The following is a 21341-nucleotide window of genomic DNA, read 5'->3' as shown; positions in this document are numbered from 1 at the left end:
CGCCCCCTCCCCTCACACGAACAGTTCCATCGTCTGCGGCACGTTGCGCGGCGTCTCCCCCGCCAGGATCGCGCGGGCGACGTCGACCGCGGCGATCAGGCCGCTTTCTGTGAAGGGTTTGGGCAGACAGCCGATGCCGGTCAGCGGACCGTCCTTCTTCAGTTCGTCGCGGAACGACGTGATGAACAGGCAGGGCACGCCCAGCTTCGTCAGCCCGCGCGCGGCGTCGATGCCGTTGGTGCCCATGCCCAGATGCACGTCGACCAGCGCCAGATCGGGCCTGTCGGCGGTGGCGATCTCCACCGCCTCCGTCGCGGTGATCGCCGGGCCGATGATGCTGTGGCCGACATTCTCCAGATAGAGCTGCTGTTCCAGCGCGATCAGCACCTCGTCCTCCACCAGCAGGATCTTCATCCCCCGATCTCCTCGGTGGACGTCGCTTCGAGAAGCGGCACCTCGTCCGGCACCGGCAGTTCGATGCGGAAGGTGGTGCCCTGCGGCGTGGTGTCGATGTCGACGCTGGCCCGGATCTGGCCGGCGAGGCTGGAGACCAGGCGCATGCCCAGGCTGCGGCTCTTGCGGATGTCGAAGTTGGACGGCAGGCCCGGCCCGCGGTCGGAAACGGTCAGGGCAAGGTCGTCGGCCTCGCGCATGAAGGTCACCGTCACCCGCGCCGGACCATTGCCGCGATGCTTGACCGCGTTGGTGATCAGCTCGTTTGCGATCAGGCCGAGCGGCGCGGCATGGTCGATCGGCAGGTCGATCACGTCGGACCGCACGACGATGTCGCACATGCTGTCGCCGCCCGACGCACGCGCCAGATCCTCGCACAGTTCGTTCAGGTAGGTGCCGAACTCGATCGTTTGGAACTGGTCGGCCTGATAAAGGCGGTTGTGGACGCGGGCGATCGCCTCGATGCGGCTGCGGGCATCCTGGAAATGCACCCGCACCCCTTCGTCGGGCAGGCTGAGCGTTTGCAACGTCAGCAGGCTGGACACCAGCTGCAGGCTGTTCTTGACGCGGTGGTTGACCTCGCGCAGCAGGGTCGATTTCTGGCCGACCAGCTTGCGCAGCGCCGCCTCCATCGACTTGATCTCCGTCACGTCGATGTGCATCAGGACCGTGCCGCCGAAGGGACCGGCCGGCATCGGCGCGGCAAGGCAGCGGAACCAGTGCTGGGTGTTGGTGACGTACTCGGCCGACACCGGCGGGCCGCCCTCGTTCAGCAGCGTGCGCAAGCTCTCCATCACGCCGTCCGCCCGCGGGTCGGCGGTTTCCCCGCGGCCGCAATGGTCGAGATAGTCGTCGCCGACGATGCAGCCCTGGCCGAGGAAGCTGGTTTCCGGCCCTGCTTCCGCCCAGGCGCGGTTGACCGAGACGATATGGCCGGAGCGGTCGAGCACGGCGATGAAGGCCGGCAGCGCGTCCAGCGTCGCCTTGGTCTGTTCGGCAAGCTGGCGCATCGCGAGCGCGCTGGTCCGCAGCTCCTCGCGGGTGCGGCGGCGTTCGGTGATGTCGCGCAGGATGCCGGTGATGAAGCTGCGCCCTTCCGATTCCCAGCGCGCCATCGACAGCTCAAGGTCGATGTGGCTGCCGTCGCGGCGCCGGCCGGACAGTTCCACCGGCTGGGTGGCGGCGTCCATGCCGCTGGCGCCCAGTCCGCTGCGCTCCGCCATGGCGATCCAGTCGGGCGCGTCGTCGCCCAGCAGCACGCTGACGCTCTGGCCGATCAGCTCGTCCGGGCGGTAGTCGAACTGGCGGGTGGCGGTGCCGTTCATCCACTGCACCATGCCGCGGGTGTCGGTGGTGATGATGGCGTCGGGGGCGGTGTCGACGATGGCGCGGTAACGGGCGTCGCGCTGCTCGCGCAGCACCCGCTCGCGGTTCACCGATGCGGTGACGTCGGTCACCTGGATCAGGCAGCGCGCCTCGCTGCCGGCCGACTGCGAATGGGGCGACGACGCGTTGGACGGCAGCGGGCGGATCACAACATTGTGGACCATCCGCCGCCCGTCGGGCAGGCGCAGCGGGAACAGCATCGGGTTCAGCGTGTGCGACAGGACGCCGGGCGCGCCGGTGGCCAGCGTATCGCGTACGGCGATGTGCAGGCGCGATTCACGCAGGTTCGGCAGGGCATCGAACAGGTCGTGCCCCAGGATCTCCCGGGCCGTCAGGGTGGAGGCCTGCTCCATCCAGCCGTTCCAGTAGAGGACGCGGCAATGGCGGTCCAGAAGCAGGATGCCCGCATCCAGCGCGCCAAGGACATCGAGCGCCCAGGTGGGTTGTTCAGGCAATCTGGGAGCCATGCGACGTTCCGGCGGATGAGGGTTCTTCGGCGGCGATGCCTTCGATGAAGGCGTGGATCAACTGCTTCAGCGACTGCAGGGACGATACCCCCATCAGCAGGGCGATGTAACCGCGGATGCTGCGGCTGCGGATGGTGAAATCGATGTATAGGAACAGCACAAGCTCGTCCGCGCCTCCGGCCTTGTCGGTCAGGATGTTGGCGCCGTCGCCGCGCAGAACCGCCGGCAGCGAGATGGTCAGCCGGTCCCTCAGCGCGTTGGCGACCACCACCAGGCAGCCGTTCAGGATGATGTTGCCGATTTCGGCCAGGGCGTCCTGTTCCAGATCCACGATCTCCGCCAGGGTCAGCTCGCCGCCCAGGACCGCGCGGGCCAGTTCCAGGCTGTTGGCCTCCGGAAAGATCAGCATGGCGCGGCCGTCGAAGGAGCCCTGGAACTGCTGCTCCACCGCCACAAGCCCGTGGCGTTCGCGCGCGGTCAGGAAATCCGACGCCTCCTGCCGGCTGACGATGTCCACGGTCGGCACGGACAGCAGGACCTGGTCGTTGACCATGCGGCTGAGATGGGTGGCGGCGCGACCGACCCCCATGTTCACCAACTCGGTCAGCGCATCGCGCTCCAGGTCGGTCAGTTCCACCATCGCTCGGCGCCTGTTCATTCTTGGTCTCGGCTTCACAACCGGCGCCGCCGGGCGGTCGCATCACGAATGTGGCCTATCGGCCTGGAAAAAGGCACCCCCGTCAATGTCATATGTTAAGCCGGCGACGCCATAGCCGATATAGCCGCCTCACTTCCCACAATGGTCAGGCCAACGATCAACCGTCCAAAGAACCACGTTCGGAACGTTCGGCAAGTCCTCGACTCTTTTGCGTAATATTTCCAGTGATGCGAAACCAAGTGACCGATGCCGCGTTGTGGGGACGGGACAGGCTCCAAGGATGGAACCTCCCGGTGGGGGACTTGTCCGGCGGGGGATGGTGACTCCACATCAAGGGGTGGCGCCCCTTGCGACGGGCGCCATGTTAGGAGACGTCGATGACCCCCGAGGAACGCACGCTTCTGTCCGACCTGTTCCGCCGCCTGCGCGAGGTGGAAACGCAGCAGCAATCCCAGCCGCGCGATGCCGAAGCGGAGGACTTCATCCGCCGGTCGGTCCAGGACCAGCCGCTGTCGTCCTATTACATGGCGCAGACGGTGCTGGTGCAGCAGCAGGCGCTGACCGCAGCCCAGACCCGGATCGAGGAACTGGAGCGGCAACTGCGCGACCGCCCGGCCCAGCCGGCGCAATCCGGCGGCAGCTTCCTGTCGAACGCGCTCGGCATCGGGCGCAGCCCCTGGGGCCGCGGCGCCGAACCTCCCCCTGCCCCGTCCCATTCTCAGCCGCCTCAAGGACAGCCGGCGCAGGGCCAGCCGGTTGCCGGCCGCAGCCCGTGGGGTGCCGCGCCGGGCGCCGCCTATCCGCAGCAGCAATACAGCCCTCCCCCCTTCCCGCAGTCGGGCATGGCCCCGCGCGGCGGCGGGTTCTTCGCCGGCGCGGCGCAGACCGCCGCGGGGGTGGCCGGCGGCATGCTGGCGGCGAGCGCCATCTCCTCCCTGCTGCATCATTCGCCCGGCCCATTCGGCACGGCGATGGCCCAGCCTCTGGGCGGCGAGACGATCAACGAGACCGTCATCAACAACAATTACTATGGTGACGACCAGGGACCGCAGGCCGACACGGCGCCGGATGCGGCGCAGGACGTCTCCTACAACCCCGATCCGCCGCCGGCCGACGATGCGTCCTATGACGACTCGTCCTTCGACGATGGCGGCAGCGGTGGCGGGGACGATTCCTGGATATGATAAACAAGTCTTTGGCATGATAAAGAAATTTAAGCGGCTTCATCTATTAGTGGCGCCAAATTTAATTGGCGTCACTATTTTTTGTAATCAGTACATATAATTTTCTTATGACAAGAAGAATTTGAGGCGATCAATTTCGATAATGTTATTGATATATCTGCCCCGCGAATGGGTGAAAATAGCACCATTCTCCGCGGATTGTTAACTCATGTTTTACTCATTTCTTCCTAATATGGGTGCGCACTAATCATTTTTATTTTTTCTCTGGAGAAATTAATGTCAGAGAAGAATCAAAAGGTAGAAGCTCAATTGAAAATTATTGAGCTAGTACATAAAGAAACGATTGAGGCCCTTAATTCCCAGAGGATAATAATTGGGCTTTTTGTAGCCCTGTCTGGCGCGTTAATGCCAGCGTCCGCTCATCTTTATTCCACTGAAAAGTCGTGGGCATCTGGGATAGTTCTGGTTGTTTCTGGGTTAACATCGTCACTGCTGTTCATGTATTGGGCTGGGGAGTTTCTAAAAATATCGAGATCATCGTTATTTTGCTGGGAGGCAGAGAATATCATCAAAGCTGAGAATGGGTTTGAAAACCTAGCCTTGTACGAAAGCTGGCTGAGATTCAAAGGCGAGGACGGCCGGGATAACTTCATTTTATTGCCATATATGGCGGTACAAACGATGCTGGTTATTTTCTCTTTGTTGCAGATTTTGGCCGGAACTTGGATTCTGCATTCTCAAACAGAAAATATTTGCGGCAAAATTTTCTATGCATTTCTTCTGTTGATTGTGGCAGTGATAGATGTTTACGGAAGCGTAAAGATTATAAAAAGCAAGAAGAGCATAAGGGTGGCAAGAAATAAAATTCCCTGTTAGGGCATCAAGCAAAAATTAAGCTACTTGTTTATTTTTGCGGTCAAGAATTGCTTTTTCACTCCTCGTCACTGTACCGGCTGGCAATATCCCTGAACTCGTCCTCAAGCGCGGTGAAGGCAGCGACCACGGCGGGGTCGAAATGGCTGCCGCCGCCTTCGCGGATGATCGCCGCCGCCTTCTCGTGCGGGAAGGGCGGCTTGTAGCAGCGGCGGCTGATCAGCGCATCGTACACGTCGGCGACCGCCATCAGCCGGGCCGACAGCGGGATCGCCTCCCCCGCCAGTCCCTGGGGATAGCCGGTGCCGTCCCAGCGCTCGTGGTGGCCGTGCGCGATCTCCCGCGCGATGCGCAGGAAGGAGCTTTCGCCGGCCAACGCGATCTCCGCCTGCCCTTCGGCGGCGAAGATCGCGTCGTGGCCCAGCGCGGCGTGGGTCTTCATCACATGGAATTCGTCGTCGCTGAGCTTGCCCGGCTTCAGCAGGATCGAATCCGGGATGCCGACCTTGCCGACATCGTGCAGCGGCGCCGATTTGTAGAGCAGCTCGATGGTTTCCTCGTCCAGCCGGCCGGCATAGCGCGGATCACGGCTGAGATGCAGGGCGAGCGCCAGCACATAGTTCTGGGTCCGGCGGATGTGGTTGCCGGTCTCGTTGTCGCGGGTTTCCGCCAGCGAGGCCATGGCGCGGATGGTGGCGTCCTGGGCGCGCAGCAGGTCGCGCGTGCGCTCCGCCACCCGGTCCTCCAACTGCCGGTTCTGGTCGGCGAGCGCGCGCCTCGCCTCGCGGAGCGCGATGTGGGTGCGGACCCGCGCCAGCACCACCGGCGGCGAGATCGGCTTGGTGATGTAGTCGACCGCCCCGACCTCGAACCCGCGGGTCTCGTCATGGACCTGACCCATGGCGGTGATGAAGATCACCGGCACGTCGCGGGTGCGGGCATCCTCCTTCAGCCGTTGGCAGACCTCCACCCCGTCCATGCCCGGCATCATCACGTCCAGCAGGATCAGGTCGGGCAGCGGGTCGCCGGCCAGACGGGCGAGCGCCTGCGGCCCGTCCTTCGCCACGATCAGGCCGTAGCTGTCGCGCAGCAGGTCGGCCATGACCTTCAGGTTGATCGGCTCGTCGTCGACGACCAGGATGCGCGGCTTGTCGCCGTTCGGCAGTCCGACCGGGTTCGGCAGGCTCATGTCGCGGTCTCTCTCCAGTCACGCAGGCGGTCGCGCAGTTCGGTCAGGGCGGTGGCCGCGTCGTCGAAATCGAAGGCGCCGGCATGGCGGTTCACCCGCTCCGCCATTTGCGCCACCGGGCTGCCGGTCAGCAGGCGGGCAAGCGCATCGGCCAGATCGCCGGCTTCCGGGTCGCCGGCGATCAGCAGACCGCCCAGCCGGTCGGCCAGCGGCAGCGCGGCCCGCAGCAGGTCGCGCGGAAGCCCGGCCGCCGAGGATGGCGGCGCAACCGGCGGCTCCCCCGCCGGAACGCTGTCCGCCGCCGGCCGCCCGAGGGTGCCGATCCCCTCCACCACCAGCGCGAGCGCGTCGGCCAGCCGGTCGAGCACCCCGTCTTCCAGGACGGGCGGCACCGTCATCGCACCGGCTTCGATCCGCCCGGCCAGGGCGGACAGGTCCATGGCGCCGATCGTGGCCGCGGTGCCCTTCAGCGTGTGGGACAGCCGCAGCACGTCCTTCCAGCGCTCCTCCCGCACCGCGGCGGCCAGGCGCACGGCCTCCCCCTCGTGGGTGGCGGCGAAATCGGTCAGGATCCGGCGCAGCAGGGCGAGGTTGCCATTCACATTGCGCCGGGCGACGGCAAGGTCGAGCGCCGGCAGGCTGTCGGGCAGCGCCGGGGCGGCCGATACGGCGGCGGCCGGCATCGCGGCCGGTCCGGCTGCGGCACCCCCGATCCCGCGCACCGGCTTCAGCCAGCGGGCGAGCGCCGCATACAGCGTGTCCGGATCGATCGGCTTGGAGACATGGTCGTTCATGCCGGAATCGAGGCAGCGTTCGCGGTCGCCGGCCATGGCGTGGGCGGTCATGGCGATGATCGGCAGGCTTGACAGCTCCAGTTCGCGGCGGATCAGCCGCGTCGTCTCATAGCCGTCGAGCCCCGGCATCTGCACGTCCATCAGCACGAGGTCGAACTTCACCTCGCGCAGGCATTGCAGGGCCTCCTCGCCGCTGCCGACCACGGTCGCCTCGATGCCGACCAGTTCCAGCAGGCCGCAGGCGACCTGCTGGTTGACCGGATTGTCCTCCACCAGCAGAACGCTGCGCCCGACCAGCGCCGAAAGCTCCGTCGACTGGGTGGGGTCGTTCGCCCGGCGTGCGGTATCGGCGGGCCGGGCCGCCCCGCCCAGCGCCATCATCACCGAATCGAACATGGCGGACGGCGTCACCGGCTTTTCCAGCACGGCGGTGACCGGCCCTGCGGGGCCGGCCGTTTCTCCCAGCGCCCCATCGAGTGCCCCTTGCACCCCATCGCCGCCATAGGCGGTGGTCATCACCACCGGCGGCTGGGCGCCGGGCAGCGCGCGCAGACGGCGCAGCGTTTCCACCCCGTCGAGGTCCGGCATGCGCCAGTCCAGCACCACCAGCTCCACCGCCGGCTTCGCCCCGGCCTGCCCCTCCTCCAGCCGGCGCAGCGCCGACCAGCCATCGCCGACCGATTCCACGGTCAGGCCGAAGCGTTCCAGCATGTCGGTCAGGATGGAGCGCACGGCGTCGCTGTCGTCCACCACCAGAACCCGGCGCTCCATCAGGTGGCGCGGCAGCCGGTCGTCGGCGGTGTCACCGGCCGCCACGCGGCAGCGGATGGCGAAGCGGAAGATGCTGCCTTCCCCCGGCCGGCTTTCCACCGACACGCCGCCGCCCATCAGTTCCACCAGCTGCCGGCAGATCGCCAGCCCCAGCCCGGTCCCGCCGAAGCGCCGCGTGGTGGAACTGTCGGCCTGGGTGAAAGGCCGAAACAGCGCAGCCGCCTGTTCCGGCGACATGCCGATGCCGGTGTCGCAGACCTCCACCTCCAGCCGGTAATCGTCGCCGGTGCCGATGCGCCCGTCCACCGTCACCACCACCTCGCCCCGCTCCGTGAACTTCACGGCATTGGAGACGAGGTTGAGGATCACCTGCCCCAGCCGCAGCGGGTCGCCGACCAGCGTGCCCGGCACGCCGCCATGCAGGTCGACGATCAGCTCCAGCCCCTTTTCCCGCACCTTGGGCAGGACGACCGTCGCCACCTCCTGCAGCACGTCGCCGATGTGGAAGGGGATCGCCTCGATCGTCAGCTTTCCGGCCTCGACCTTCGAGAAGTCGAGGATGTCGTTGATGATGCCGAGCAGGCTGCGCGAGGAGGCGTGGATCTTGTCCAGATAGTCGCGCTGACGCGGCGTCAGCTCCGTCTTCATCATCAGGTGGCTGAGCCCGATCACCGCGTTCATCGGCGTGCGGATCTCGTGGCTCATGTTGGCCAGGAAGTCGCTCTTCTGCCGGTTGGCGCGGTCGGCCTCCTCCTTGGCGCGGGCCAGCTCGTCCTCGGTCCGCTTGCGGTCGGTCACGTCCTTGTGGATGCCGGTGATGCGGGTGGGCAGGCCGTCCGCATCGCGCTCCGTCACCTTGCCGGCCGACAGGATCCAGACCCAGGCGCCGGACTTGTGGCGCATGCGGAACTCGACCTCGTAGACCGCGGCGCGGCCGGCCACATGCTCCTCCAGCGTCGCCAGCACGCGCTCCCGGTCGTCCTCGTGCAGCAGCCCGAGCCAGGTGGAGCCGTTGCCGGGAAGCTCGCCGGGGGCATAGCCCAGCATGCCGAGCCAGCGGTCGGAGAAATAGGCGTGGTCCGTCACCGGGTTCCAGTCCCACAGCCCGGTGTTGGAGGCGTCGAGCGCCACCGTCAGCCGCTCCTCGCTTTCCTGCAGGGCGGTCAGTATGCGCTGGCGTTCGGTGATGTCCTGGAAGACGGTGACGGAACCGACGATGCGGCCATCCTCGCGCAGCGGCACCGCGGTGATGGCGATCGGGAAGATGGTGCCGTCGCGCCGGACGAAATGGTCGGTTTCCGAACGATGGATCTCGCCACGCCGGACGGTGTTCAGCACCGCGCAGTCCGCGCCGGAGACCGGCCGCCCCTGCCCGTCCTTGTAATGGACGGCGTCATGCAGGGTGATGCCGCGCAGATCCGCCAACGACCAGCCCAGCAGACGTTCGGCTTCCGGATTCAGGAAGGTGCAGAAGCCGTTGCGGTCCAGCGAGAAGACGCCCTCGCCCATGCTGTCGGTGATGCTCTGCAGGAAGCGCCGGCTGTCCTCAAGCTCCGCCTCCATCCGTTTGCGTTCGGTGATGTCGGTGCGGATGGCGATGTACTGGTGCGGCTGGCCGTCGGCGGTCAGCAGCGGGACGATGGTCGCCGCCACCCAATACTCCTCACCCGCCTTGGTGCGGTTGCAGATCTCGCCGTGCCAGACCTGCCCATCCATGACGGTGTGCCACATCTCCGCGAAGAAGCCGGAGGGATGGCGCCCGGAATTGACGATGCGATGCGACCGGCCCAGCAACTCCTCGCGGCTGAAGCCGCTGATCTGGCAGAACTTGTCGTTGGCGTAGGTGATGATGCCGCGATGGTCGGTGATGCTGACGATGGCATGCTGGTCGAGCGCGAATTTCTGCTGCTCCAACGCCCGTTGCGCCGCCGAGCGTTCCTCCACCAGTCCGGCCATCAGCTGGCTCAGCCGTTCCAGGCTGTCGGTCGGGCTGCTGTCGGCGGAATCCGGCAGTTCGGGGCGGCCGTCCGCCCGCAGCAGGCTGTTGGCGATGCCGCGCAGCCGGCGGATGGCATGGGCCTGCGCCGCCGCCTCGCGCCGCAGCCGCTCGTTGGTGTCGGCCAGCTCCTCCGAACTCAGCTGCAGGCTGCGCGCCCTGAGCGTCAGGTCGCGGTCGGCCTGCTCATAGCTTTGGCCGATGCGGGCGAACAGTGCCGGCAGCGAGTCCAGCATCCGCGCCGCGTCGGCCGACAGGCCGGGGGTGCCGGCGAGCGCCTTCAGCTCAGCCAGGACGGCGTCCGCCGCCTCGGCGGTCGACAGGCCCAGCACCCGCTTGAACTGGCTTTGCAGCAGGCGATGCATGCGGTCAGCGTTCCGTCAGCAGGGCGACCGTCATCGTCTGGTTGTGCAGCCGGCAATCGACCAGATCGCGCATCGGCCCGATCTCTCCATAAGAATAGAAGCCGGCCAGCACCGCGCCGGGTCCCATCCGGTCCGCCACCGCCTGCACCTCCTCCTCCACCCGGTCGCCCATCACCAGCTTGCGGCCGACGCAGCTGACCAGAAGGGCGAGCCGGTCGCCCGCCGCCTCACCCGCACCAGCGGCGGCGATGGCGCCGGCCTGCTCCGCCCCGTCGACCAGCCCGTCGGTGCTGGCGTGCATCAGCCGCAGGAAGAAGCCCTCCTCCACCGTGCCGGCCAGGATCAGGCCGCCGGCCGCCTCGTCGATGCCGAGGATGGTGCGGATCAGCCCGACCGAATCATGGTTGCCGTTCAGCAGCTCGAACGGAAACAGCAGGCCCGACGCCGGCAGGTCGCGGGCATAGTCGCCGAGATAGCGCTTGTAGACGTTCAGCGCCGGCTCGCCGTCCAGCTTGAGCAGCAGGTTGCCGACGGCCTTCGTCACCTTGCGCGCCGGCCCGAACGGTTCCCATCCGCCGACGGAGCCGAGGCCGAGATGCAGGCTTCCGCCGTAAAGTCCGACCGCCACCGCCCGGCTGTCGGACACGCCGGAGGGCCCCAGCACCAGCGTGCGGACGAAAGCGCCGCCGTCGCCGGCCAGCCCGCCCGACACCGGAAGGCCCGCCGGCAGGCGCGAGGACAGCCCGTCGATCAACGCGCTGCCGTTCACGCCGACGCCGCGGGCGAACAGCAGGACTCCCGCCAGACCGGGCCGGGCGGCAAGCGCCTCTCCCAGCATTTCTCCCGCCTGCTGGCTGTCGTCGGCGGAGGCGATGTCGGCCTCGACCGCGACCGCGACCGCGACCGCATCGCCGCCACGGTCGAAGCGGATGGCGGTGACGGTGCAGGATCCGTCGAGCACGGCGTCGCCGGCGATCTCGCCCGCCGTGCTGCATCCGGCGATCACCGCGCCGGGGAATGCGGAAGCCAGCCGGGCGGCGAGATTCGGGCCATCGAAGATGTCGAATGAACCGAAGACCAGGACGAGATCGGCCGGTTGCGGAGACAGCTCCGCCGCCGGAGGTGCGAACGCCGCCTGCCAGACCCGCATGCCACTCCCCCTCGCCGATGATTTCCGGGGCAGACTATCACGCGGCCGGAGTCGGGGAGAGGCCCTATAACGTTCGGGGGTGGCGGATGGTCATAATGACGCATGCCACATCGGCCGTCGGGTGGCCGTAATCCAAAATGGTTAGAACCCGGAATGGCAGAAAATGAGAGTTCCCCCGTAAGGATCTGTCAACCACACTGCGGTATGGTTGGTCTGCCAAGCAGTGCGGATCGGTGGCAATCTCCGGGAGTGGGGGAGCGGTCTGCGGCCGGCAGGAACGAACAAAACGGGCAAAAAGCCCGATCTGACGCATTTTCCGGGGAGCAGGACGCATATGACGATGGACGCGCGCGACGACACCATGAGGACGAACCGCCAGGACGGCACCCCACGCAGCAGACGGATGGGCGTACGCGGCAAGCTTCTGCTCGCCTTCGCCGGTATGGCCGGCATGACGGTCGCCGCCAGCATCGTCGGGCTGACGTCCTTCTCGGCGGTGGAACGGCCGCTGACGCAGATCGTCGGCACCGGCCTGCCGGAGATGGAACTGGCGAAGCGCCTGTCCGGTGAAAGCAGCGGCATCGCCGCCGCCGCCCCGGTGCTGGCCGCGGCGGAAAGCCAGAGCGAGCGCGAGCGCGTCTATGGCGAGATCATGGGCAACGGCAAGGCGCTGGGCGCCCTGGTGGAGGAACTGGCCTCCCACCGGTCCGGCGACCCGCGGATCGGTGAGCTGCGCAGCAAGACCGAAGGGCTGATCGCCACGCTGGAGCATGGCAACGCCGCGGCCGACCAGCGCCTGTCCGTCCGCGGCACGCGCGAGGCGATGGCCGTCGATCTGGCGAAATCCTACGACGCCTTCCTGTCCAACCTCGCCCCGCTGACCGAGCGGGCCGGCGCCACCCTGCGCAGCAAGGGCGAGACGCTGGACAACAGCACCGAGCGCGACATGAACGCGCTGGGCGACGCCGTCCGCTCCCTGATCACCATGTTTGAAGTGCGCGGCGACCTGGGCGTGGCGTCGGAGTCCCTGACCCGCGCCGGGAATGCGGAGACCGCCTTTGCCATCACCCAGCACCAGCAGAGCTACCTGGAAGCGGCCGCCCGCATCGTCAGCGCCACCGCGCAGATCGGCAGCCGCCTGAGCAAGGAGGCCTCCGACGGTCTGGACGCCTTCTTCCAGCTGGGCGACGGCGCCACCGGCATCTTCGACATGCGCCGCAAGGCCCTGGAACTGCCGATGGGCAGCGCCGAACGGGAGGCCCTGCGCCAGAAGACGGCCGATGTCCTGGCCGACGCCGCACGCCGGCAGGCGTCCCTGCTGGAGCAGATGGAATCGCCGCTGATGCGGCTGAAGGCGGAAATCAAGCTGTCGAGCGTCAATGTCCGCTCGCAGACCCGCGATTCCATGCAGGATCTGCTGGGCGACGGGCTGGCCCGTTTCCGCAGCTATCTGGAATTGTCGACCTATGCCGCCGCCACCGTCGGCGCGCTGAACGAGGCGACGCAGGCGCCCAGCGCCGAACGGCTGACGATGCTGGAAACCCGTTTCACCACCGCCGCCAAGGCGATGGAGGAGCGGCTGAAGGCGCTGCAGTCCGCCGGTGACGACGGGCTGCCGAAGCTGGTCAAGAGCGCCGAGGTCCTGGCCGGCTTCGGCAAGGGCGACACCAGCCTGTTCAAGCTGCGCCGCTCCGAACTCGCCGCCGCCGAAGAGAACGTGAAAGTCCTGGCGGAGAATCGCCAGATCGCCCGGCAGTTCGCCGGCATGATCGACGACCAGATCTCCGCGATGAAGCAGGAGGCTGACACCGCCGCCGCCGGGGCGACCGATGCGCTGTCGGCCGGCCGCAAGATGCTGATCCTGTTCGCGGTCGCGAGCCTGATCGGTGCCGCCGCGCTGGCTTGGTTCGTCGTCGGCCGCAACATCGTCGCGCGCATCAGCCAGCTGTCGGATGCCATGCGGGCGATTGCCGCCGGAAACCTGAACGCGCCGATTCCCGCTGCCGGTTCCGACGAGATCGGCGACATGACCCGCGCCCTGATGGTCTTCCGCGACACTGCCAACGAGGCGAGCGCCGCCAACGCCCGTGCCGAGGCGGAGCGCAGCCGTGCCGCCGGCGAACGCCGCCGCGCCATGGTCGAGATGGCCGAGAATTTCGAGAGCAGCGTGCGCGGCGTGCTCGACCGCGTCGCCCGCGCCGCCGGCGAAATGCAGGACATGGCCCAGCGCATGAGCCGCAATGCCGAGGCCACCACCGGCGAGGCGGCCACCGCAGCCAGCACCTCGCAGCAGGCCGAAGGCAGCGTCAAGGCGGTCGCCGCCGCGACGGAGGAGCTGTCCGCCTCCATCCAGGAGATCGGCAGCCAGGTCCACGCCTCCAGCCAGATCGCCCGCAAGGCCGCGACCGAGGCCGAACGCACCGACCGCACGGTGGAGGGACTGTCGCAGTCCGCCAACAAGATCGGCGAGGTGGTCCAGCTCATCAACGACATCGCCAGCCAGACCAACCTGCTGGCGCTGAACGCGACGATCGAGGCCGCCCGCGCCGGGGAGGCCGGCAAGGGCTTTGCCGTCGTGGCGTCGGAGGTCAAGAGCCTCGCCAACCAGACCGGCAAGGCGACGGAGGAGATCTCCAGCCAGATCCAGGCGATGCAGTCGGTGACCCAGGAGGCGGTGGATGCCATCCGTTCCATCGCCGGCACCATCCGCGAGATCAACGAGATCGCCGCCACCGTCGCAGCGGCGGTCGAGCAGCAGAGTGCCGCCACCCGCGAGATCGCCCGCAATGTGGGCGAGGCCGCCGATGGCACCCAGCATGTCCGCCGCAACATCGACTCCGTCGCCCGCGCCGCCGCGGAATCCGGCGAATCCGCCACCCGCGTGCTGACCGCCTCCTCCACCGTCGCCGACGAGGTGCGGTCGCTGGGGTCCCAGGTCGACGGCTTGGTCAACCGCATGCGGGCGGGCTGACCGGTCCTCAGAAGCGATAGGCCACAAAAAGAAAGCCCCTCGTCCTTTACCGGAGAGGGGCTTTTCTTATGCCAGGACGGTCGATCAGCGGCGACGCGGCTCCACCATGATCGGCCGCCAGATTACCGCGGCGCCGGCACCGGCGCCGCAGGCACCGCCGCAGAATTCCTCGTATGTGTCGGTGGCGCCGCCCTGGGTGCTGGGGGTGCCGCCCTGGGTGTCGATGCCGGCCCGCGCCTGTTGCTGCTGGGCCATCTGCTGCTGTTGGGACTGGGTGGTCATACCATTTCTCCTCTCGGGGAGGCATGAGGTATCAAAATATTCAGAAGCGATCAACTTGGATTTTCGGCCGATATCTCGTGACTTATTTTGGCCAGGACCCCGAAAACCGCCGCTTGTTTTGCGCTGCCGAAGAGTTGATCGTGCATCGCACAAGAAAAGGGCAAGTCGGACCAAGCCCTTCGTCTGCAAACAAAATGCGCCCTTCCTCGCGGTGGAGGAAAGGCGCATTCGTGGGCAACGGTGTGGCGGAAAGCCGCGCGGTGTTGCGGTGCGGTAAGACGGTCAGCCGCTGTTGCGCAGGCCGGCGGCGATGCCGTTGATGGTCAGATGGATGCCGCGGGCGATCTGCTCTCCGCTGTCGCTGGTGCGGTGGCGCTTCAGCAGCTCGACCTGGACATGGTTCAGCGGGTCCAGATAGGGGAAGCGGTTGCGGATCGACCGCGCCAGCAGCGGGTTGTTCTCAAGTAGGGCCGTCTGGCCGGTGATCGCCAGCAGCGCGTCGATGCTGTCCTGCCACTCCGCCCGGATGCGGGAGAAGATGGCATCGCGCAGCGCCGGATCCGACACCAGCCCGGCATAGCGCGACGCGATGGCGATGTTCGACTTGGACAGCACCATGTCCATGTTGGACAGCAGCGTGCTGAAGAAGCCCCAGTCGCGGTGCATGGCGCGCAGCCGTTCCATCCCGTCGGGATGCTGGGCCAGATACGCCTTCACCGCCGATCCGAAGCCGTACCAGCCCGGCAGCATCAGGCGGCATTGCGCCCAACTGAACACCCAGGGGATGGCGCGCAGATCCTCGATGCTGGTCGACTTCTTGCGCGACGCCGGACGGCTGCCGATGTTCAGATTGGCGATCTCGCCGATCACCGTCGACTCCCAGAAATACTTCTCGAAGCCCTCGGTGTCGTAAACCAGCCCGCGATAGGCCTTGAAGGCGTGCTCCGACAGCTCTTCCATGGTCTGGAGGAACTGATCGGAACAGGGGGCGGCCGATTCCGGGTGCAGCAGCGTGGCTTCCAGCGTCGCCGCGGCCAGCGTCTCCAGGTTGCGGCGGCCGACCTCCGGGTTGGAATATTTGCCGGCGATGACCTCGCCCTGTTCGGTGATGCGGATGGCGCCCTGCACGGCGCCGGCCGGCTGGGCCAGGATCGCCTGATAGCTGGGGCCGCCGCCGCGGCCGACCGAGCCGCCGCGGCCGTGGAACAGCCGCAGCCGCACGCCATGCTTGGCGAACACTTCGACCAGCGCGATCTCGGCCTTGTACAGCTCCCAGCCGGAGGTGAGGAAACCGCCGTCCTTGTTGCTGTCCGAATAGCCGAGCATCACCTCCTGCAGGTTGCCGCGGCTTTCCAGGAAGCGCCGGTAGGTCGGGATCGACAGCAGCCGGTCCATGGTGGCGGCGCAGTTGCGCAGGTCGCCGATTGTCTCGAACAGCGGCGCGATGTTCAGGTCCAGCGCCTTTTCCTTCGGCCGCAGCAGCCCGGCTTCCTTCAGCAGGACGGCGACCTCCAGGATGTCCGACACGCCGTCGGTCTTGGAGATGACGCAGTTCACCACCGCATCGGCCCCGAAGCGGGCGCGGGATTCGGCGGCGGTGCGCAGGATGTCCAGTTCGGACCCGGTCTCTTCCGAATAATCGGCGTAGCGCGAGGCGAGCGGACGGTTGGTCTCCAGTTCGCGGACCAGCAGCTCGATCCGTTCGTCCTCCGACAGCGCCTTGTAATCCACGCCAGCATCGGCGAAGGACAGCAGTTCCGCCACGGACCGCTCATGCACGTCGGAGTTCTGGCGCAGGTCGATGCTGGCCAGATGGAAACCGAACAGGTCCACCGCGCGTCGCAGGTGGCGCAGCCGGCCCTTGGCGAGTGCAGCCGAACCGTTGACGGTCAGCGAGCGGTCGATGATGTCGAGGTCGGCGCGGAACTCCGCCGGGGTCAGGTAGGGCGGTGCATCGCCCACGGCGTGGCGCGGCGCTTCCAGCCCGTCCAGCGTCCGCAGCGTCGCGGCGACCCGCGCATAGAGGCCGGAAATGGCGCGGCGGTACGGCTCCAGCTTGCGGTGCGGCGAGGGATCGGGCGAGCGTTCGGCCAGCTGGCGCAGCGGCTCCGACACGTCGATGACGCGGGTGCTCAGCGACAGCTCCGACCCCAGAGTGTGCAGTTCATCCAGATAGAATTGCAGGGCGCGGGTGCTCTGCATCCGCATCGCCTGACGCAGGACGGGGGCGGTGACGAAGGGGTTGCCGTCACGGTCGCCGCCGATCCAGCTGCCCATGCGCAGGAAGGACGGCAGCTCCGTCGTCGCCCAGGACGGGTCGGTCTTGCGCAGATGGTCTTCCAGCTGGGCATAGAAGCGCGGCATCTCGCGCAGGAAGGTATAGTCGTAGAAGGTCAGGCCGTTCGCCACCTCGTCGGTCACCGCCAGCTTGGTGGCGCGCAGGATCGCGGTCTGCCACAGCGTCAGCACGGCGCGCTGGAGCGATTCGAGGTTGGTCTCCTCCTCCTCCGGCGTCATCGGCCCGTGGTCGCGCTCCGCCAGCAGGTTGGCGACCGCCATCTGCACGGTCAGGATGCTCTTGCGCTGCACCTCGGTCGGGTGGGCGGTCAGCACCGGACTGACCAGCGCGCCGTCGAAGAACTCCTTCAACTGCTGGGTGGTGACGCCGGCCTTCGCCGCCTCGTCCAGCGCATGGGCCATCGTGCCTTCGCGCGGGGCCGACCCGGCGAGCGCATGGGCGCGGGTGCGGCGGATGTGGTGCTGGTCCTCGGCGATGTTGGCGAGGTGCGAGAAGAAGCTGTAGGCCCGCACCACCCGCGCAGTCTGCGGCGGCGACAGGCTGTTCAGGATCGCCTCCAGCTCCTTGCGGGCGCCCTGGTCCTCTTCACGGTGGAAGCGGATGGAGGTCTGGCGGATCCGCTCGACGATGTCGAACACCGCCTCCCCCTCCTGGCTGCGGACGGTGTCGCCCAGGATGCGCCCCAGCAGGCGGATATCTTCGCGGAGCGGCTGGTCCTTCGTCTCGGAACTTTCCTGCAGCAGGATGGCGGACATGGGCGACGGTTTCCTGGTCGAGGATGGACGGATACGGGTCGATGCGCGAACGCTGGATACTTGAATGGGGATGATCAAAGTCCGGGCAGGAGAATCCCCCTGCACGCGAAGTGGTCAGACCATCGGCGACAGCATGCCCATTCTGTCAGAAGTTTCAACCGTCCGTGTGCTGGTGCGAAATGATTTCCATAATTCGCAGCGCTGAGAAATGCGACGTCGCATAAGGGCATGCGCGTCGGCCCGCCCGGTCTCCTCGCCTCCTGCGCAAAATCGCACGCGCGCAGCACTACCATACGAGTTTCGGCTTGCGGGCACCCGGCTACCATACTAGCATTTGCACGGGTTACGAATTATCCGCATCTTCCGCTACATCGATTGCAGTCCGGCCGGGGCCCCTGGTGCGCCGGCCGCTTCCAGCTTGCCGGCCACACCCAAAAAAATGCCTTGAACGGGAGGGACCTTCCAATGATCGACCTCGGGATTTCGAGACGCGGCTTCCTTGCGGCCTCCGCCGGCACCGCCGGTTTGCTGGCCGCCGGCCGGCCGGTTTTCGCGGCATTGCAGAAGCCGGCGAGCCCGGTCACGCTGAACGTGGTGGACGTCGCCGGCAATCTGGCGCTGACCCAGAAGGCGATCGAGAATTACCGCAAAGCCAAGCCCGACTGGGTCTCGCGCATCGTCTTCTCCAAGGCGCCGGCACCGGAACTTCCCGGCAAGCTGAAGGCGCAGCAGGACGCCAACCGGGTCGACATCGATCTGGTGCTGACCGGCACCGACGTGCTGTCCGCCGGCATCGACCAGAAGCTGTGGATCAATCTGCTGCCGGATCGCGCCGGTGACCTGCCGAAGCTGTCCGACATCTATCTGGAGCCCGCCGCCCGCATGCAGGGCCTCGCCGAAGGCCAGGGCGTCGTCGTCACCTACTATCCCTCCGGCCCGCTGTTCGAATATGCGCCGGAACGGGTGAAGCAGGTGCCGAAGACGGCGGCGGAACTGCTGGCCTGGGCGAAGGCCAACCCGAAGCGCTTCGCCTATGCCCGCCCGGCCAACTCCGGCCCCGGCCGCACCTTCCTGATGGGGCTGCCCTACATTCTTGGCGACAAGGATCCCAAGGATCCCGTCAATGGCTGGGAGAAGACCTGGGCTTACCTGCGCGAATTGGGCGAGACCATCGAAGCCTATCCGGCCGGCACCACCCCGACCATGAAGGCGCTGGGCGAAGGGTCGCTCGACATCATCGTCTCGACCACCGGCTGGGACATCAACCCGCGGGTGCTCGGCGTGGTGCCGAAGTCGGCCGAGGTTTTCGCGGTGGAGAATTTCCGCTGGGTCGCCGACGCCCATTACATGTGCATCCCCAAGGGCGTGTCGGCGGAAAAGCTGGCCGTCATCCTGGACCTGATGAATCACCTTCTGACCCCGGCGCAGCAGGCCTACACCTATGACGAGGGCTATTTCTATCCCGGCCCGGCGGTGAAGGGCGTGACGCTCGCCATGGCGCCGAAGGAAAGCCAGGACGCCATCGCCGAGTTCGGCCGCCCGTCCTACGACAAGCTGATCACCGACCACCCCATCGAACTGCCGCTCGCCGCCGACAAGCTGGTCCAGGCCTTCCGCCGCTGGGACGAGGAGATCGGCGCGCGCAAGGGCAAGTGACAGCGTTCCAGCTGACGACAGCGCCCCATTCACAAGCCCTCTCCCGGGGCGGGAGAGGGCGCAAAATGCGGCAGCGCTCCATCCAGCCACAGGACCCCCGAATGAACGTCGGACCCACCACCTTCAAGCAACTGCACCTTCAGGGAGTGAGGCGGGAGTTCGACGCCTTCACGGCGCTGAAAGGGCTGGACCTCACCATCGAGCGGGGCGAGTTCATCGCCCTGCTCGGCCCGTCGGGCTGCGGCAAGACCACCGCGCTGAACTGCATCGCCGGCCTGCTGCCCGTCAGCGGCGGGCGCATCATGCTGGACGACCGCCGGGTCGACGTGCTGCGACCGGAAGAGCGCGGTTTCGGCATGGTCTTCCAGAATTACGCCCTGTTCCCGCACATGACCGTGCGCAAGAACATCGGTTTCGGCCTGCGCATGCGCGGCGTTCCGAAGCCGGAACTGGAAAAGCGCGTCGACGCCGCACTGGCGGCGGTCCGCCTGGAATCCCAGGCGGAGAAGCTGCCCGGCCAGCTGTCGGGCGGCCAGCAGCAGCGCGTCGCCATCGCCCGCGCCATCGTGGTCGAACCGCCGCTGGTGCTGATGGACGAGCCGCTCTCCAATCTGGACGCCAAGCTGCGGCTGGAGATGCGCCAGGAAATCCGCCGAATCCACCAGTCGCTCGGCTCCACCACCATCTACGTCACCCACGACCAGGAAGAGGCGCTGTCGCTGGCCGACCGCATCGTCGTGCTGCGCGACGGCGCCATCCGGCAGGTCGGCACCCCGGCGGAACTTTACACCCTGCCCGCCCATCTCGACGTTGCCGACTTCATGGGCTTCCGCAACCGCCTCAACGGCGAACTGGTCGGGACGGAGGGCGAGGATGCCCTGCTCGACATCGAAGGCACGGTGATCCGCGGCCGGATGCGGGCCGCGCCCACGGGTGGGACATCCGCCGGCAAGGCGGCCGTCGCGGCGATCCGCCCCGACGATCTTGAGCCGACCGGCACCGACGCCGGCATTCCGGTGCGGGTGGAGGCGGTGGAGTATCGTGGTCGCGGCTTCCACGGCGTCGGCGTCACCGCGTCGGGGACGGAGCTGCATTTCGCCTCCCCTTATCCGCTGCAACGGGGTGCCGCCATCCGGCTCGGCGCCGATGCCGGCCGCGTGCTGGTGTTCGGTGACGCGCGATGAGCGCCGTCATGGAAGGCCGCGCCGAGGGCCCGACACTGCGCCAGCGGCTGGCCGCCCGCGGCATCGACGGGGCGACCCTGCTGGTGCTGCCCTGCGTGGCGCTTATCCTGGGGCTGTTCATCTACCCGTTCCTGTACGGGCTGATGCTGTCCTTCGAGCCGAAGGACGGGTCGCTGTTCGGCAACTATGCCAGATTCTTCAGCGATCCGTTCCTCTACGGCACCATCTTCAAGACGCTGCGGCTGGCTTTCCCGGTGACGTTGCTGAACCTGCTGATCGCGATCCCCATCGCCTTCCGGGTGCGGCTGATGCGGCGCCAGCGGCTGCTGACCACCCTGCTGGTGCTGCCGATCACGCTCGGCACCGTGCTGGTCGCCGAAGGCATGCTGTTTTATTTCGGGCCGCAGGGGTGGTTCAACCGGGTCCTGATGGCGGTCGGGCTGCTGTCCACCCCGATTTCGGTGCTGAACGGCTATTGGGGCGTCTTCATCTCGCTGGTGCTGACGGGCTTCCCCTTCACCTTCCTGCTGACGCTTTCCTATGTCACCGGCATCGACCCGTCGCTGGAGAATGCGGCGGCGACGCTGGGCGCCGGGCCGGCCGCCCGCTTCCGCGAGGTCTTCCTGCCGCTGCTGATCCCCGGCCTCGCCATCACCTTCTGCCTGTCCTTCGTCCAGGCTTACTCGGTGCTGCCGTCGGCGGTGCTGGTCGGCGATCCGGCCAACGCCACGCGTGTCATCTCCATCGCCGCCTATCAGGCCGCGTTCGAGGAGTACGACTACTCCATGGCCTCGGCCATCGCGATGATCATGGGGGCGGTCCAATTGCTGGTGGTCGTGGCGGTTCTCGGCTGCCGCTCGCTGTTCTACCGCGGCCCCGCCGCGGGCGCCAAAGGCTGAGGAGAGGCG

14 protein-coding genes are annotated in these 21341 nt (G+C 67.0%); 6 read left to right on the top strand and 8 right to left on the bottom strand.

All coding sequences use genetic code 11. The features are described from left to right. Window positions 1-12: 12 nt before the first annotated feature. Genes ACCD06_RS01030 through ACCD06_RS01020 form a run of 3 tightly spaced genes read right to left on the bottom strand, consistent with a single transcriptional unit; the run spans window position 13 to window position 2964 of the window. A complete protein-coding gene (locus tag ACCD06_RS01030) occupies window positions 13-414 on the bottom strand; it encodes a response regulator (protein WP_109075030.1) in 402 nt (133 codons plus the stop codon). Beyond that, a complete protein-coding gene (locus ACCD06_RS01025; RefSeq protein WP_109075029.1) occupies window positions 411-2306 on the bottom strand; it encodes a PAS domain S-box protein in 1896 nt (631 codons plus the stop codon). The genes ACCD06_RS01030 and ACCD06_RS01025 overlap by 4 nt, the downstream gene beginning before the upstream one ends. After that, window positions 2287-2964: a chemotaxis protein CheX gene (locus ACCD06_RS01020; RefSeq protein ID WP_247870637.1), complete on the bottom strand. Its 678-nt coding sequence runs from the start codon at window positions 2962-2964 to the stop codon at window positions 2287-2289. The genes ACCD06_RS01025 and ACCD06_RS01020 overlap by 20 nt, the downstream gene beginning before the upstream one ends. Window positions 2965-3341: 377 nt before the next feature. Here ACCD06_RS01020 and ACCD06_RS01015 point away from each other — a divergent pair, with 377 nt between their 5' ends. Further along, window positions 3342-4148: a DUF2076 domain-containing protein gene (locus tag ACCD06_RS01015; RefSeq protein ID WP_413338104.1), complete on the top strand. Its 807-nt coding sequence runs from the start codon at window positions 3342-3344 to the stop codon at window positions 4146-4148. A gap of 276 nt (window positions 4149-4424) precedes the next feature. Next, window positions 4425-5024, top strand: coding sequence for a hypothetical protein (locus tag ACCD06_RS01010; protein WP_413338102.1), 600 nt, complete (start codon window positions 4425-4427; stop codon window positions 5022-5024). 55 nt (window positions 5025-5079) lie between these two features. On the opposite strand, the gene ACCD06_RS01005 is transcribed toward ACCD06_RS01010, so the two are convergent. From ACCD06_RS01005 to ACCD06_RS00995, 3 genes are read right to left on the bottom strand one after another with little or no spacing between them, the layout of a single operon-like run. Then, window positions 5080-6210, bottom strand: a complete 1131-nt coding sequence (locus tag ACCD06_RS01005) for a two-component system response regulator (RefSeq protein ID WP_413338100.1) — start codon at window positions 6208-6210, stop codon at window positions 5080-5082. Further along, on the bottom strand, window positions 6207-10136 hold the full coding sequence (locus tag ACCD06_RS01000) for a PAS domain S-box protein (protein WP_413338098.1): 3930 nt from the start codon (window positions 10134-10136) through the stop codon (window positions 6207-6209). The genes ACCD06_RS01005 and ACCD06_RS01000 overlap by 4 nt, the downstream gene beginning before the upstream one ends. A gap of 4 nt (window positions 10137-10140) precedes the next feature. Then, window positions 10141-11286: an FIST signal transduction protein gene (locus tag ACCD06_RS00995; RefSeq protein WP_413338096.1), complete on the bottom strand. Its 1146-nt coding sequence runs from the start codon at window positions 11284-11286 to the stop codon at window positions 10141-10143. A gap of 334 nt (window positions 11287-11620) precedes the next feature. Here ACCD06_RS00995 and ACCD06_RS00990 point away from each other — a divergent pair, with 334 nt between their 5' ends. Further along, on the top strand, window positions 11621-14257 hold the full coding sequence (locus ACCD06_RS00990) for a methyl-accepting chemotaxis protein (RefSeq protein WP_413338094.1): 2637 nt from the start codon (window positions 11621-11623) through the stop codon (window positions 14255-14257). Window positions 14258-14341: 84 nt separating this feature from the next. Here ACCD06_RS00990 and ACCD06_RS00985 read toward each other — a convergent pair whose 3' ends face one another. Further along, complete coding sequence (locus ACCD06_RS00985) at window positions 14342-14539, bottom strand: hypothetical protein (RefSeq protein ID WP_109075022.1); 198 nt, start codon at window positions 14537-14539, stop codon at window positions 14342-14344. 282 nt (window positions 14540-14821) lie between these two features. Further along, window positions 14822-17593, bottom strand: coding sequence for a phosphoenolpyruvate carboxylase (gene ppc, locus ACCD06_RS00980; RefSeq protein ID WP_109075021.1), 2772 nt, complete (start codon window positions 17591-17593; stop codon window positions 14822-14824). A gap of 465 nt (window positions 17594-18058) precedes the next feature. Here ppc and ACCD06_RS00975 point away from each other — a divergent pair, with 465 nt between their 5' ends. From ACCD06_RS00975 to ACCD06_RS00965, 3 genes are all read left to right on the top strand, one after another. Next, window positions 18059-19249, top strand: coding sequence for an extracellular solute-binding protein (locus ACCD06_RS00975; RefSeq protein ID WP_413338092.1), 1191 nt, complete (start codon window positions 18059-18061; stop codon window positions 19247-19249). A 101-nt stretch (window positions 19250-19350) separates the two neighbouring features. Next, entirely contained in the window at window positions 19351-20433 is a 1083-nt protein-coding gene (locus tag ACCD06_RS00970; protein WP_413338090.1) for an ABC transporter ATP-binding protein, read from the top strand. Next, complete coding sequence (locus ACCD06_RS00965) at window positions 20430-21332, top strand: ABC transporter permease (protein ID WP_109151090.1); 903 nt, start codon at window positions 20430-20432, stop codon at window positions 21330-21332. Before ACCD06_RS00970 ends, ACCD06_RS00965 begins: the two co-directional genes overlap by 4 nt. Window positions 21333-21341: the final 9 nt, after the last annotated feature.

It is taken from the genome of Azospirillum sp. CT11-132, from assembly GCF_047302835.1.
Classification (GTDB): Bacteria; Pseudomonadota; Alphaproteobacteria; order Azospirillales; family Azospirillaceae; genus Azospirillum.
This window is presented reverse-complemented; position numbering and strand designations above follow the sequence as displayed.

Coding starts and splice junctions, on each gene's coding strand:
- ACCD06_RS01030 (WP_109075030.1), bottom strand. CDS start 414: ATGAAGATCCTGCTGGTGGAGGACGAGGTGCTGATCGCGCTGGAACAG.
- ACCD06_RS01025 (WP_109075029.1), bottom strand. CDS start 2,306: ATGGCTCCCAGATTGCCTGAACAACCCACCTGGGCGCTCGATGTCCTT.
- ACCD06_RS01020 (WP_247870637.1), bottom strand. CDS start 2,964: ATGAACAGGCGCCGAGCGATGGTGGAACTGACCGACCTGGAGCGCGAT.
- ACCD06_RS01015 (WP_413338104.1), top strand. CDS start 3,342: ATGACCCCCGAGGAACGCACGCTTCTGTCCGACCTGTTCCGCCGCCTG.
- ACCD06_RS01010 (WP_413338102.1), top strand. CDS start 4,425: ATGTCAGAGAAGAATCAAAAGGTAGAAGCTCAATTGAAAATTATTGAG.
- ACCD06_RS01005 (WP_413338100.1), bottom strand. CDS start 6,210: ATGAGCCTGCCGAACCCGGTCGGACTGCCGAACGGCGACAAGCCGCGC.
- ACCD06_RS01000 (WP_413338098.1), bottom strand. CDS start 10,136: ATGCATCGCCTGCTGCAAAGCCAGTTCAAGCGGGTGCTGGGCCTGTCG.
- ACCD06_RS00995 (WP_413338096.1), bottom strand. CDS start 11,286: ATGCGGGTCTGGCAGGCGGCGTTCGCACCTCCGGCGGCGGAGCTGTCT.
- ACCD06_RS00990 (WP_413338094.1), top strand. CDS start 11,621: ATGACGATGGACGCGCGCGACGACACCATGAGGACGAACCGCCAGGAC.
- ACCD06_RS00985 (WP_109075022.1), bottom strand. CDS start 14,539: ATGACCACCCAGTCCCAACAGCAGCAGATGGCCCAGCAGCAACAGGCG.
- ppc (WP_109075021.1), bottom strand. CDS start 17,593: ATGTCCGCCATCCTGCTGCAGGAAAGTTCCGAGACGAAGGACCAGCCG.
- ACCD06_RS00975 (WP_413338092.1), top strand. CDS start 18,059: ATGATCGACCTCGGGATTTCGAGACGCGGCTTCCTTGCGGCCTCCGCC.
- ACCD06_RS00970 (WP_413338090.1), top strand. CDS start 19,351: ATGAACGTCGGACCCACCACCTTCAAGCAACTGCACCTTCAGGGAGTG.
- ACCD06_RS00965 (WP_109151090.1), top strand. CDS start 20,430: ATGAGCGCCGTCATGGAAGGCCGCGCCGAGGGCCCGACACTGCGCCAG.